This window comes from Streptomyces sp. MNU76 (genome assembly GCF_020982545.1).
In the GTDB taxonomy this organism is placed as follows: Bacteria; Actinomycetota; Actinomycetes; order Streptomycetales; family Streptomycetaceae; genus Streptomyces.
Genome location: NZ_JAJKLK010000012.1, coordinates 1 through 13,225, shown reverse-complemented (window position 1 = coordinate 13,225; position 13,225 = coordinate 1). Strand labels below are relative to the sequence as shown.

General features: G+C 73.4%; 8 protein-coding genes and 4 pseudogenes. 1 reads left to right on the top strand and 11 read right to left on the bottom strand.

What is annotated here, in order from left to right; genetic code table 11:
• Nucleotides 1-332: 332 nt before the first annotated feature.
• Nucleotides 333-680, bottom strand: a complete 348-nt coding sequence (locus E4N62_RS25340) for a hypothetical protein (RefSeq protein ID WP_230218116.1) — start codon at nucleotides 678-680, stop codon at nucleotides 333-335.
• 333 nt (nucleotides 681-1,013) lie between these two features.
• Here E4N62_RS25340 and E4N62_RS48850 point away from each other — a divergent pair.
• Nucleotides 1,014-1,853 (top strand): annotated as a pseudogene (locus tag E4N62_RS48850) (AAA family ATPase); the annotation flags it as partial.
• On the opposite strand, the gene E4N62_RS49650 reads toward E4N62_RS48850, so the two are convergent.
• From E4N62_RS49650 to E4N62_RS49630, 10 genes and pseudogenes are all read right to left on the bottom strand, one after another.
• Entirely contained in the window at nucleotides 1,853-2,200 is a 348-nt protein-coding gene (locus tag E4N62_RS49650) for a hypothetical protein (RefSeq protein WP_374117060.1), read from the bottom strand. The pseudogene E4N62_RS48850 and the gene E4N62_RS49650 overlap by 1 nt on opposite strands.
• 424 nt (nucleotides 2,201-2,624) lie before the next feature.
• Nucleotides 2,625-3,587 carry a bifunctional riboflavin kinase/FAD synthetase gene (locus E4N62_RS25325; protein ID WP_230218226.1) on the bottom strand — a complete coding sequence of 321 codons (963 nt, stop codon included), beginning with the start codon at nucleotides 3,585-3,587 and terminating at the stop codon, nucleotides 2,625-2,627.
• A 155-nt stretch (nucleotides 3,588-3,742) separates the two neighbouring features.
• Complete coding sequence (locus E4N62_RS49645) at nucleotides 3,743-5,908, bottom strand: hypothetical protein (protein ID WP_374117059.1); 2,166 nt, start codon at nucleotides 5,906-5,908, stop codon at nucleotides 3,743-3,745.
• A gap of 376 nt (nucleotides 5,909-6,284) precedes the next feature.
• Nucleotides 6,285-6,783: pseudogene (locus tag E4N62_RS49640) on the bottom strand (serine protease); the annotation flags it as partial.
• 203 nt (nucleotides 6,784-6,986) lie between these two features.
• Nucleotides 6,987-7,994: pseudogene (locus tag E4N62_RS49635) on the bottom strand (trypsin-like peptidase domain-containing protein); the annotation flags it as partial.
• A 565-nt stretch (nucleotides 7,995-8,559) separates the two neighbouring features.
• Nucleotides 8,560-9,474 carry a tRNA pseudouridine(55) synthase TruB gene (gene truB / locus E4N62_RS25315; protein ID WP_230218113.1) on the bottom strand — a complete coding sequence of 305 codons (915 nt, stop codon included), beginning with the start codon at nucleotides 9,472-9,474 and terminating at the stop codon, nucleotides 8,560-8,562.
• On the bottom strand, nucleotides 9,471-9,929 hold the full coding sequence (gene rbfA, locus E4N62_RS25310) for a 30S ribosome-binding factor RbfA (protein ID WP_230218110.1): 459 nt from the start codon (nucleotides 9,927-9,929) through the stop codon (nucleotides 9,471-9,473). Before rbfA ends, truB begins: the two co-directional genes overlap by 4 nt.
• 63 nt (nucleotides 9,930-9,992) lie before the next feature.
• On the bottom strand, nucleotides 9,993-10,286 hold the full coding sequence (locus tag E4N62_RS25305) for a DUF503 domain-containing protein (RefSeq protein ID WP_184899995.1): 294 nt from the start codon (nucleotides 10,284-10,286) through the stop codon (nucleotides 9,993-9,995).
• Nucleotides 10,287-10,523: 237 nt separating this feature from the next.
• Nucleotides 10,524-12,369 (bottom strand): annotated as a pseudogene (infB, locus tag E4N62_RS25300) (translation initiation factor IF-2).
• Entirely contained in the window at nucleotides 12,342-12,686 is a 345-nt protein-coding gene (locus tag E4N62_RS49630; RefSeq protein ID WP_374117058.1) for a hypothetical protein, read from the bottom strand. Before E4N62_RS49630 ends, infB begins: the two are co-directional and overlap by 28 nt.
• Between the last annotated feature and the right edge of the window lie 539 nt (nucleotides 12,687-13,225).

Below are 13,225 nucleotides of genomic sequence, written 5' to 3'. Positions count from 1 at the left end.
CCACCCTGCCCCAGCACCTCCCGCCGCAGCCCGGCACTCCTCAGGCTGCCCCGTCCTCCGCTGCCCCGTCCTCCGCTGCCGCTCCGGCGCCCCCAACGCCGTACCGCAGGCGCCTCCCGCCTGGACGCCTCCGCCGCCGCAGAGTGGACTCCGCCGTTGCCGCCCGCGTTTCAGCTCGCTGACGCCCGGGCTGCCCCGGCGGCGCCTGGCCCCGTCCGCACCGCAGGCGCCGACCACACCTGTGGTTCCCGAAACGCCCGACGGGCAGCAGTCGACGGCCGCGCAGAGGAGCCGTCCGTGCCGCCTCAGCAGCCGTTCCACCCGCAGGCCCCTCAGGGCGCGCCCTCCGCCTGGGGCAGCCCCGTCGACGCCGCGTCCCACGCCGCCGCCCCCGGCGCACCCGTGCCGCCCGCCGACGCCTCCGCTGCGCCGACCCCAGCACCCGGTCCGACGCCTCCCGCAGGCGCCCGCGCCCCTCCCCGCCGGTTACGGCTTCCCGCCCGCGGGCGGGCCCGTGCCGCCGCAGGCACCATCCCCAGCAGAGCGGCTACGGCTTCCCCAGCCTCCCGGCCCAGCCAGGCCAGCCGCCACAACCGGGCCAGCCGGGACCGGTCCAGCCGGAGCAGCAGGCACAGCAGCAGGAGCAGGGACAGGCAGAACAGCCCGGTCAGCTTGGACATCCGGGTCAGCCTGGGCATCCGGGCCAGCCGCCGATCGCCCCATCCCGTCGCGGCACCCCTCGCGCAGCCCACCCCGGTTACGGCTTCCCGCCTCCCGGCGCTCCCCTCCCCGCAGGCACCCATCCCCAGCAGGCGGCTACGGCTTCCCCAGCCTCCGGCCCAACCGGGCCAACCGGGCCAGCCGGGGCCGGTCCAGCCGGAGCAGCAGGGGCCCCCGGCGGCACCCGTTCCTCCGCAGCAGGGCTACGGCTTTCCTCAGCAGGCGGGGCAGCCCGGCCCCCAGTACCCCGGCGCCCCAGCCCGGCTACGGGTTCCCGCCCGCCGCCGCTCCGGGTGCCCCGGCGCCGCCCCTCCAGGTCAGCCCAACTCCCCTGCGCCGCAGGCCGGTTTGGGTTCCCCAGCCCCCGCCCAGCCGGGGCAGGCGGGCCACCCCGGTCAACCCCAGCCTTCCCAGCCCCCTCCCCGGCCAGCCCGGGATACCCGGGACAGCCCGGAGGCCGGTCAGCCCGGTGGGCAGCCCCAGCCGTCCGCCCCGTCGACCCCCGCACCGGCGCCGCCTGGCCGCAGGCCGTGCAGCACGATCAGCGGCAGCCGACCAACCCGGGTGTGGCACCGCTCGGTTACACGGCAGCGGTCGAGCTGTCGTCGGACCGACTGCTGAACAGCAAGAAGCAGAAGCAGAAGAGCAGCCGTCCGGCCTCGGGCGGCGGGCTGTTCAAGCTGGGCGGCAAGAAGGAGGAGGCCGAGCGGCAGCGGAAGCTGGAGCTGATCAGGACGCCGGTGCTGTCCTGCTACCGCATCGCGGTCATCAGCCTCAAGGGCGGCGTGGGCAAGACGACGACCACCACGGCCCTCGGTTCGACCCTCGCCACCGAGCGGCAGGACAAGATCCTCGCGATCGACGCCAACCCGGACGCCGGCACGCTCGGCCGTCGGGTGCGGCGCGAGACCGGGGCCACCATCCGCGACCTCGTCCAGGCGATCCCGTACCTCAACTCGTACATGGACATCCGGCGGTTCACCTCGCAGGCGGCCTCCGGTCTGGAGATCATCGCCAACGACGTGGACCCCGCCGTCTCCACGACGTTCAACGACGAGGACTACCGGCGGGCGATCGACATCCTCGGCAAGCAGTACCCGATCATCCTCACCGACTCGGGCACCGGCCTCCTCTACAGCGCGATGCGCGGAGTGCTCGACCTCGCCGACCAGCTGATCATCATCTCGACGCCGTCCGTGGACGGTGCGAGCAGCGCCAGTACGACACTGGACTGGCTCTCCGCGCACGGGTACCAGGATCTCGTGGCACGCTCCATCACGGTCATCTCGGGCGTGCGCGAGACCGGCAAGATGATCAAGGTGGAGGACATCGTCTCCCACTTCGAGACGCGCTGCCGGGGCGTCGTGGTCGTGCCGTTCGACGAACACCTCTCCGCGGGCGCCGAGTTGGACCTCGACATGATGCGGCCGAAGGTGCGGGAGGCGTACTTCACGCTCGCCGCGATGGTCGCCGAGGACATCGCCCGGCACCAGCAGTCGCACGGCCTGTGGACGTCGGACGGCAACCCGCCGCCGGTCGTCGCCCCGCCGATGCCGGGCCAGCAGACGCCGGGCCAGCAGACGCCCGGTCAGCAGACGCCCGGTCAGCAGCCGTACGCGCCGCAGTACCCGCAGCATCCACAGCAGGGGCAGCAGCCGTATCCCGGTCAGCCCTATCCGGGTCAGCCGGCTCCCGGCCAGGCCCGCAGCCCTACGGCCACCCTGGCCACCCCGGCCAAGCCCGGCCAGCCCGCCCCCGGACAGCCGTATCCGCCGCAGCAGGGTCAGCCGCACCCCGGCCCCACCCCAGCAGTAGCCGGGCGCCGCACGGCGGCACGACCGAGGCCCGTACCGTTCACGGATCGTGAACGGTACGGGCCTCGGTCCATCTCCAGGTCTCGGCGGCTACTTCGCCTCGTCGCCCTCGTACGCGCCGATCAGCTCCCGGCACCGCTTCACGTCCTCGCCCATCGCCACGAGGAGCGCGTCCAGCGAGTCGAACTTCGCCTGGCCGCGCACGAAGGAGAGGAAGTCGACGGCGACATGGAGGCCGTAGAGGTCAAGGCCGACGCGGTCGATGGCGTACGCCTCGACCGTGCGTTCGGTGCCGTCGAACTGCGGGTTGGTGCCGACCGAGATCGCGGCGGGCATGGCCTCGCCGGCGGCGTGCAGCCAGCCGGCGTAGACACCGTCGGCGGGGATCGCGGTGTGCGGGAGGGTCTCGACGTTGGCCGTGGGGAAACCCAGCTCGCGGCCGCGCTGGGCGCCGCGTACGACGACACCCTCGACGCGGTGGGGGCGGCCGAGGATCTCGCGCGCGCCCTCGACATCGCCCTCGATCACCAGCCGCCGGGTCAGGGTCGAGGAGAACGGCTGTCCGCCGCCCGCCTCGCCGGTGACGAACAGATCGACCACCTCGACGTCGAAGTCGTACGTCTTGCCCTGCTCGGCCAGGAACGCCACGTCCCCGGCGGCCTTGTGGCCGAAGCGGAAGTTGGGGCCCTCGACGACGAACTTGGCGTGCAGCTTGTCGACCAGCACCTTGACGACGAAGTCGGCCGGCGACAGCCGCGAGAACTCGGTCGTGAAGGGCAGGATCAGGACCGCGTCCACGCCCAGCTCGGCCATCAGTTCGGCACGGCGGTGGTGCGGGGCGAGCAGCGGAGGATGCGTACCGGGGCGCACGACCTCGCTGGGGTGCGGGTCGAAGGTGACGACGACGGAGGGAACGCCCAGCTCACGGGCCCGTTCCACGGCGTGCCGGAGGATCAGCTGGTGCCCGCGGTGCACCCCGTCGTAGGAGCCGATGGTGACGACGCTGCGCCCCCAGTCCTCGGGGATGTCCTCCAAGCCACGCCAGCGCTGCACTGTGACCGCTCCTCGTCGAACCCGTGTCCGTATTGACGCTTAACCCTTGCGCAGGTCTAAGGGTGCCATGCCCGATGCGCTCCGCCCTCATCGGCATCCGGGCTGTGACCCGGAGCACGGCACCCAGCCCCTCGACCCGGCACGCGCGTCCCTCCTCACGCGGGCACCCGCACACCCGGTACGCCCGCCAGGTTCTCGATCATCCGGCGGGTGCTGGGACCGACCACGGCCGCCCACTCCTGGGGCGTGCCGCTGAGCCAGCCGGCCACCAGCTCCGCGAAACCGGGCACATGGCGCGCCATGTCGACGAGTGCCCAGTCGAACCGGGTGGCCCCTTCGGGCGTACGGACGAGGAGCAAGCCGATCCGGTGGACCAGCACCCGGACGGACGCGCCGTCGATCGTGCCCGCCGCACCCGTCATGTTCGCCGTACCCGCCGTATTCGCCACACCCGCCGTATCCGATCTGCCCGCCGTATCCGATCTGCCCGTCGTGCTCGCGACGACCGCCCGCAGCAGCGCGTCGAGGACGGAGGGGTCCCGCTCGGTCGCCATCAGCAGGTCGAGCAGTTCGCGCCGCAGCGGTCCGGAAGCGGCGGTGCCCGGCTCGGCGAAGACCGCCGCGAGGGCCGCGCGCACCTGGACGGGACCGTCGACGATGAGGCCGCTGACCAGCGGGAACAGTACGGCGCGGGTGCCCGGACCGTGTTCCAGTCTGCGGTCGACGTACACGGCGACGTGTCCGGCCACCTCGGGGCGCAGGGCGACGACCTCCCGTACGAGGGCGGTGACGCGGCGCGCGAGGCCGGGCGTGGTGACCTCGGCGAGCGTACGCAGGGCCTCCCCGTCCGAGCCCTCGGCGCCCGGCACGCGCAGCCGCGCGCGGAAGGCCTCCAGGACCGGGTCCGGGTCGGTGGCCAGCGCGGTGACCACGGCGCCGGCGGGCAGCTGCGGGTCACCGTCGGCGAAACGCGCCAGCGCCTGCGGCAGATACCGCGACCGGGTCCGCGGATCCCGTACGAGCAGGGCGAGGGCGCCGCTGTGCAGGGTGACGTCGGCGGGGTGGCCCAGCAGGGCGAGTGCCGCGTGGCGGAGGAGTTCGCGGTCCGCCTCGGTGCTGACGTGCGGAGCGGTCCGCAGCCCGTACGCGAGCCCCGCGACGCGCCGGGCCGGACGCTCGTCGTGCGCCCACCGGTCGACGGCCCGGCACACCGCCGAGGGCTCCTCCTCGGACAGTACGGCGAGGAGTTCGTCGCCCCGCCGGTGCGCGCTCTCGACGAGGGCTTCGGTCAGATCGTCCAGGGCGCATCGGCGATGGGTGTGCAGCAGTGCCTGCGCGGCCGTCGCCACGGTGGCGTCCGGGGTCGCGACCAACGGGGTGTCGTCCAGGAACCAGCGGGTGAGGAGCGGTTGTACGGCGGCGGGGTCGGCCGCCAGCAGCCGGGAGACCGCGTCCAGGTAGCGAGGCCCCTCACCGGTGGCCGGGTCGGCGACGACCAGGCGTCGCAGCAGATCGAACCGTTCCGCCTCGGGCAGGGGCAGCGAGGCCCAGAAGTCCGGCCCGAACTCGGCCGGCACGCCTCGGCTCTGGGCACGCCAGGCACCGATCCGCTCGGTGAGGAACCGCAGCACCCTGGTGTACGGCGTCGCGTCGGGCACCCGGAGCAGGGCCTCGGCCAGGAGACGGGTGGCCCACCAGGTGGGGTCGTCCGGGGCGAGGGCGCCCGGGGGCAACAGGGCGTCCAGGGCGTCGAGCAACTCCTCCAGGCGTCCGGCCAGTTCGGTGGGGCCCTGTTGCCGGCCGAGGAGGAGAAGGGCGTGGACGACGGGGCCGATCCGGTGGCGGGGCACGGGGAGGTTGCGGGTGGCCCGGCGGGCCTGCCTGCGGACACGCGCCTCCGAGGGCATCGTGCCCCAGCCACGCCGTGCCTCGGCCTGGGCGACCCAGCCGTGGTGCACGAGCGCGTGCAGTGCGGCGTCGAGGTCCAGGTGGGCGCCCTGGATCCAGTCGGCCAGCTCCTCGTGGGCGAAGCGGTAGCCGTCGCCGGCCGGGACGAGCAGGCCCTCGGTGAGTACGGCCGAGGCCCAGCCGGTGGTGCCGCCGAGTCGCCGTCCCGGCACGGGTCCCCACGGGAACACGGCCTCGAACGCCGCCCGGTCCAACTCCCCCTGCCCGGGGCCGAGACACCGCCGGGCGGCCTCGTGCACCTGCCCCGCGACCTGCGCCGCCAGGCGCCGTACGCCGGCCCCTCGCACCCCGTTCACCGCGGCGAGCCGCACGGCGACCCGCAGACACATCAGATCCAGATAGGCAGCCAACACGTCGTCCCTGCCGGGGAGGCTGGAGGGGTGGGGGTTTGGGGGTGCGGTTGGGCCGGAGGAGGTCGGGGTCGGGCCGGAGCCGTGGGTGGTCGGGGTCGGGCCGGAGCCGGTCGAGTCGGGAGAAGAGGCCATCGGATCCGGGGAGGAGGCCGCGCCGTACGTGGATGTCGTGCCGTACGGGAGACCGCGCCGTACGCGGAAGCCGTGCCGTACGGGGAGACCGCGCCGTACGCGCCCTGCTTCTCCGGTCCCTTCCCTTCCCAACCGTCCCGGCCCCGGTTCCCGGGCGCCCCGCCGTACCCGCCCTGGTCCTCCGACCCACGACCACCCCGGCCTTGCTTCTCCGGCCCTCCGTCCACCGGTACTCGGTCCTCCGAGGCCCCGTCGGGCCGGTCCGCCCAGGTGGGTCCAGCCGGGGGCTCGTCCGGTGGTAGGCGAAGGCGCCATCCTCGCCGGGCCCGCCGTTCATGGGGGCCGAGAGGGCGGCCCGGACCTCGGACAGGAGTCGCAGGGTGAGGGGTGGCGGGCGTCCGCCGCGGGGAGCGCGTCCTCGGGGATCCCGTATCGCATGCGGGCCCGGCGGGCCTCGCTCTCGGTGAGGTCGCCCAGGCGCACGCAGGCCGGTCGGTGGTGCCCCGCACCGTGCAGCAGGTCCGCCGGGAAGTGCGCCCCGCCCGCTCCCAGTACTCGGCGCGGCAGGCCACCACGAGCCGAGCCCCGTTCGCCCGCAGCCACTCGACCGTCCCCGCGGTCCACTCGGCCAGCCGGTGCGCGAGCGTCGGCGGCATCTCCTCGGGTCCGTCGAGGAGCAGCAGCAGCGGCCGCCCTTCGGCCTCCGCGAGCCGCGCCAGCCGCTCCGGCCGGATGTCCCCCAACTCACCCTGGTAGCGGCCGGGCAGCCAGGGCCGCCCCACCCCAACGCCCGAGGAACTCTCACCGCCGCACGCACCCGCGGGAAGCGGCGGAGGCGGCCGAGAAGTCCGACGCGGCCCACCCACCGGCCTCCCCGCCTCCGGCGAAGCGCCCCACTCCCCGTCGAACTCTCCGCGTCCGCCCCGACCGCCGAGACCGCCGCCGTGGACGCCGCCACGATCCGTCCCGCGCGCTCCAGGGCGCGGCGGGCCGCGTCCGCCACGGAGGTGTCGTCGGAGAGGAGGTCGGCGCCGCGGAGCCAGAGGGTGGGAGCGGGGCGGGACCCCGGCCGCGTCGGGCGGCGAGCGCGGCCAGCTCCGTCGTACGGCCGCTGCCGGGCGGTCCGACGAGACCGAGAACCGTGGCGGGGCCCTCGGAGAAGGCGCTGAACTCCCTTACTGCATCGATCCGTTCGACGGGATCGGCACCGGTCGCCGCCACGGCCCCGCACCCGCCCCGGCCCGTCCGAGCCCACCGTCGTGGCCGTGAGCTCCAGTACCCCCGCCAGGTTCAGATCGGTCCCGTACGCCGGTACGGTCGCCGCGTTGCGCGCGAGCAGCTCGGCCAGCGGCTGCTCGGCCCGCCACCCGCGCAGGGGGACGGCGAAGCCGGTGGCCCGGTGCTGTGCCTCCAGCGCCGTACCGAGGACACCCAGGACCGCACCCGTGGTCATGTCGAGCACGGGTCCCCCGGCCGCGCCACCGCCCAGCCGCAGCGCCTCGCTCCCGGCGGTGCCGATCGCCAACTCCAGGGCACCGCGCAACAGATGGAAACCGTCGGTCGCGGTGTACGTCACGTCCGCCGTGCCCAGCACCCGGGCCTCGCGCCAGCCGCCGGCCGCGATAAGGACGTACGCGCCCGTCTCGACCCCGTCCCTCGGGGCGAAGGGCAGCGGATCCACGGACAGGCCCTGGGTGCGGATGAGCGCGAGATCGAGGGCGGGCAGCGGGGTGACCGCGTCGGACGTGACCACGCAGACACGGTCGCCGGTGGCGCGCACCACGATCCGGGCCAGGCCGTCCACCACCTCGTGGCTGGTGACGACCGTGCCGTGGTGGTCGGCGACGAAGCCCGTGCCGCGTGGTCGTCCCGCCAGATCGCCGACCCGCACCAGGACTTCGTCCCGCGCCGCCCGGCGGCCGTCGTCGGTCGCCCGACGGCCCCGTACCACCATGTCCTGACCTCCCCGTCGTACCTGTGTTCCGACGGTAGGCACGTGAAGATCAGCGGAACAGATCGCGCGGCGAACGCGCCCCCTTCCGCTCCCTCGGTTCACTCCGAGCGCCTGCACGAAGGGGTGAATAGCTCCGAGCAGATGGATACACCTCTGGATGGGGGAACCGAGGGGGGACCGTGGAGCGGCGGGAACAGCTACCCCGTGACCGCCGCCCACGCCCGCTGGGGGCGGCCGTGTCGTGACGGGGGCGGTGCGGTGCGTGTGGCTCCGGGCAGGGGCAGGGGCTGCGCCCTGGGAGCCCCGCCTACCTGTCACTCGGGTTGTCTCGCTGGGTTTCGTGGGTGCGGGTCGTGCGTGGTTGCTCGCGCAGTTCCCCGCGCCCCTAGAAACCGCAGGGCCCCGCGCCTCCCAGAACCCGCCGCGCCCCGCACCCCTGAGAACCCGCCGGCCCCGCGCCCCTGAAAACCCGCAGGCCCCGGGGCCGCAAGAACCCTCAGCCACCGTGCCCACCCATGACTGACCCGTGACTGGCCCATGGCTGACCCACGGGGTCGGCGCAGGCTCAGCCGAAGACTGCCAGGCTCTTCGCCTTGCCCTTCTGGCTTTCGACCAGGGCCAGGAAGCGGCCCGTGGGGTCGAAGACTGCGGTGGCGCCCCGGTCCGTGTACTCCTCGGGCATCTCCAGGCGGACGCCGTTCAGCAGGAGCCTGGCCCTCTTCTCGTCCACGTCCCAGCGGGGGAACGCGGCCGCGGCGGCCTCGGCGACCGGCATGACGGTCAGCTCCTGCTGGAGCTGGTCGAGGGTGCGCGCGGAGTCCAGCTTGTACGGGCCGACGCGGGTGCGGCGCAGCGCCGTGAGGTGGCCCCCGACGCCCAGTCCCGCGCCCAGGTCGCGGGCGAGGGCACGGATGTACGTCCCGGAGGAGCACACCACCGACACCACCAGGTCGAGCACGGGGGTGCCGTCCTCGGCGACGGCCTCGCGGACGTCGTACACGGCGAAGGAGGAGACGGTGACGGGCCGGGCGGGAATCTCGAAGTCCTCGCCGTCCCGGGCCCGTTTGTACGACCGCACGCCGTCGATCTTGATGGCGCTGACCTTGGACGGCACCTGCATGATCTCTCCGGTCAGCTCGGCCACACCGGCGTCGACCGCGTCCCGGGTGACCTTCGACGCGTCGACCGACGCCGTGATCTCGCCCTCGGCGTCGTCGGTGACCGTTGTCTGCCCGAGCCGGATGGTGCCGAGGTACTCCTTCTCGGTGAGGGCGAGGTGACCGAGCAGCTTGGTCGCCTTCTCCACCCCCAGGACGAGTACTCCGGTGGCCATCGGGTCGAGCGTCCCCGCGTGCCCGACCCGTCGGGTCCGGGCGATGCCCCGCATCTTGGCGACGACATCGTGCGAAGTGAAGCCCGACGGCTTGTCGACGATGACAAGGCCGTCGGGCGTGGTGTTCTTCTGGCGCTGCTGGGTCATTCGGCGGCGGCATCCTCGTCGTCATCGGTGTCGTCGCCCGGCTTGCGATACGGGTCGGCCTCACCGGCGTACCTGGCGCCCGACGCGCTCTCGCGGACCTGGGCGTCGGAGGCCCGTGCCTTGTCGAGGAGGTCGTCGATGGTCCGGGCGGTGTCCGGGAGGGCGTCGGCCACGAAGGTGAGGGTCGGTGTGAACTTCACCTGCGCGGCGCGGCCGACCTCGGAGCGGAGGATGCCCTTGGCGCTCTCCAGCCCCGCGGCGGCGGCCGCCCGCTCCTCGTCGTCCCCGTACACGGTGTAGAAGACGGTCGCCTCCCGCAGGTCCCCGGTCACCCGGGTGTCCGTGATGGTGACGTGTGAGCCGAGCCGCGGGTCCTTGATCCCGCGCAGCAGCTTCTGGGCCACCACCTCTCGGATGAGGTCCGCCAGCCTCTTGGCACGCGCGTTGTCGGCCACTGGTCCGTCTCCTAGCTCGTTCTGCTTGACTACTGCTTCTTCAACTGTCCCCGAGCCGCCGGTTCAGTCGTCGTCGCCGTGCAGGCGCCGCCGTACCGAGAGCAGCTCGATCTCGGGGCGCGCGGCGACCAGCCGCTCGCACCGGTCCAGTACGTCGGTCAGGTGCCCCGTGTCACCGGACACCGCCGCCAGGCCGATCACGGCCCTGCGGTGCAGATCCATATGGTCGACCTCCGCCACGCTCACCGCGAACCTGCGGTGCAGCTCGGCCACGATCGGGCGGACGACGGAGCGCTTCTCCTTCAGCGACCGTACGTCGCCGAGGAGGAGATCGAAGGACAGAGTCCCCACGTACATGTGTGTATCCGGTTCACCCGCCGGTACGGGATCGATGGCCCACCCGTAGGCCGGGCGGCAACATCAGAACCGTACATCGAAAGGCGTACGCCCTCGACGGGATTTGTTCGCGACCCCGGCCCGGGTGATCAGGGGCGCGGGGAACTGCGCGAAGGGGGTCCGGGGGCGAAGCCCCCAGGAACGGCCACGCCGGCCGGGGGCGCCCGATGGCACCCCCGGCCGGCGTGAACCACCGGCTTACGCCCGCGGCTTCTCGCGCATCTCGTACGTCGCGATGACGTCGTCGACCTTGATGTCGTTGAAGTTTCCGAGGTTGATACCACCCTCGAAGCCTTCGCGGATCTCGGTGACGTCGTCCTTGAAGCGACGCAGACCGGAGATGGTGAGGTTCTCCGCGATGACCTTGCCGTCGCGGACGAGGCGCGCCTTGGTGTTGCGCTTGACCTCGCCCGAGCGGACCAGGACACCGGCGATGTTGCCCAGCTTGGACGACTTGAAGACCTCGCGGATCTCCGCCGTGCCGAGCTCGACCTCCTCGTACTCCGGCTTGAGCATGCCCTTGAGGGCCGCCTCGATCTCCTCGATGGCCTGGTAGATCACCGAGTAGTACCGGACGTCCACGCCCTCGCGCTCGGCCATCTGCGCGGCACGGCCGGCCGCGCGGACGTTGAAGCCGATCACGATGGCGTCGGAGCCCATCGCCAGGTCGATGTCGGACTCCGTGACCGCACCGACGCCGCGGTGCAGGACGCGGATGTCGACCTCTTCGCCGACGTCGAGCTGGAGCAGCGAGGACTCGAGGGCCTCCACCGAACCGGACGCGTCGCCCTTGATGATGAGGTTGAGTTCCTGCACCAGACCGGCCTTGAGCGCCTCGTCCAGGTTCTCCAGGGAGAACCGGACGCCACGCCGGGCGAAGTTGGCGTTGCGCTCGCGCGCCGCCCGCTTCTCGGCGATCTGACGGGCCGTACGGTCCTCGTCGACGACCAGGAAGTTGTCGCCGGCACCCGGGACGTTGGTGAGACCCAGGACCAGGACGGGGGTCGACGGACCCGCTTCCTCGACGTTGTTGCCGTTGTCGTCGAGCATCGCCCGGACACGGCCGTACGCGTCGCCGACGACCATGGTGTCGCCGATACGCAGCGTGCCGCGCTGGACCAGGACCGTCGAGACGGCACCGCGACCGCGGTCGAGGTGGGACTCGATCGCGATGCCCTGCGCGTCCTGCTCCGGGTTGGCCCGCAGGTCGAGCGAGGCGTCCGCGGTGAGAACCACGGCCTCCAGCAGGCTGTCGATGTTGAGACCCTGCTTGGCGGAGATGTCGACGAACATGGTGTCGCCGCCGTACTCCTCGGCCACCAGACCGTACTCGGTCAGCTGACCGCGCACCTTGGTCGGGTCCGCGCCCTCGACGTCGATCTTGTTGACCGCGACGACGATCGGGACGTCGGCCGCCTTGGCGTGGTTGAGCGCCTCGACCGTCTGCGGCATGACGCCGTCGTTGGCCGCGACGACCAGGATCGCGATGTCGGTCGACTTCGCACCACGGGCACGCATGGCGGTGAACGCCTCGTGACCCGGGGTGTCGATGAAGGTGATCCTGCGCTCTTCGTCGTTGACCTGGGTGGCGACCTGGTACGCGCCGATGTGCTGCGTGATACCGCCGGCCGGCCTCGCCCGCGACGACGTTCGTCTTGCGGATGGTGTCCAGCAGTCGGGTCTTACCGTGGTCGACGTGACCCATGACGGTCACGACCGGCGGACGCGCGACGAGGAACTCCTCGCCACCCTCGTCCTCGCCGAACTCGATGTCGAAGGACTCGAGCAGCTCGCGGTCCTCCTCCTCCGGGCTGACGATCTCGACGACGTAGTTCATCTCGCCGGCGAGCAGCTGGAGGGTCTCGTCGGAGACGGACTGCGTGGCGGTGACCATCTCGCCGAGGTTCATCATCACGGCGACGAGCGACGCCGGGTTGGCGTTGATCTTCTCCGCGAAGTCGGTGAGGGACGCACCGCGCGACAGGCGGACGGACTGTCCGTTGCCGCGAGGCAGCATCACGCCGCCGACCGACGGGGCCTGCATGGCCTCGTACTCCTGGCGCCTCTGCCGCTTCGACTTGCGACCGCGACGCGCGGGACCACCGGGACGACCGAAGGCGCCCTGCGTGCCACCACGGGCACCCGGACCACCTGGACGACCACCGAAGCCGGGACGGCCACCGCCGCCGGCACCCGGACCACCGGGACGACCGGCGAAACCGCCGCCACCACCGGGAGCACCCGGACGACCGGCGAAACCGCCACCGCCGCCACCGGGACGACCGGCGAAACCGCCGCCGCCACCGGGACGACCGCCGCCACCGCCACCGGGACGACCACCGCCACCGGGACCGCGGCCACCGGGGCCACCGCCGCCGGGACGCGGGCCGGCAGCCGGACGCTGCGGCATCATGCCGGGGTTCGGACGGGGGCCGCCGGGGCCGCCGCCGGGACGGGGACCGCCGCCCTGCGGACGAGGCATGCCGCCCGGGGTCGGACGGGCGCCGCCCGGAGCCTGCGGACGGGGACCGCCGCCGGCACCCTGCGGACGGGGCGCCTGGCCGGGAGCCGCGGGACGCGGACCGCCCTGGGCACCGCCGGGGCCGCCCTGGCCGCCGTGTCCACCAGGTCGAGGCGCACCGCCGGGACGGGGGCCCTGCGGGCGACCCATGCCGGTGGAGCCACCGGAGGTGAAGGGGTTGTTACCGGGACGCGGACCCGCGGGACGGGCACCGCCCGGCTTGGGCGCACCGGCGCCGGGACGGCCACCACCGGGCGCGGGGCCTGGCCGCCACGCTCCTGGCCGGGACCGCCTCGGGCGCTGCTGGCCACCGGGACGCGGCGCACCCGGCCCGGACGGGCGCCCGGACGCGGGGGTCGACGAGGGGGCGGCCGGAGCC

Coding starts and splice junctions, on each gene's coding strand:
- E4N62_RS25340 (WP_230218116.1), bottom strand. CDS start 680: ATGTCCAAGCTGACCGGGCTGTTCTGCCTGTCCCTGCTCCTGCTGCTG.
- E4N62_RS49650 (WP_374117060.1), bottom strand. CDS start 2,200: ATGTCCTCGGCGACCATCGCGGCGAGCGTGAAGTACGCCTCCCGCACC.
- truB (WP_230218113.1), bottom strand. CDS start 9,474: ATGACCCAGCAGCGCCAGAAGAACACCACGCCCGACGGCCTTGTCATC.
- E4N62_RS25305 (WP_184899995.1), bottom strand. CDS start 10,286: ATGTACGTGGGGACTCTGTCCTTCGATCTCCTCCTCGGCGACGTACGG.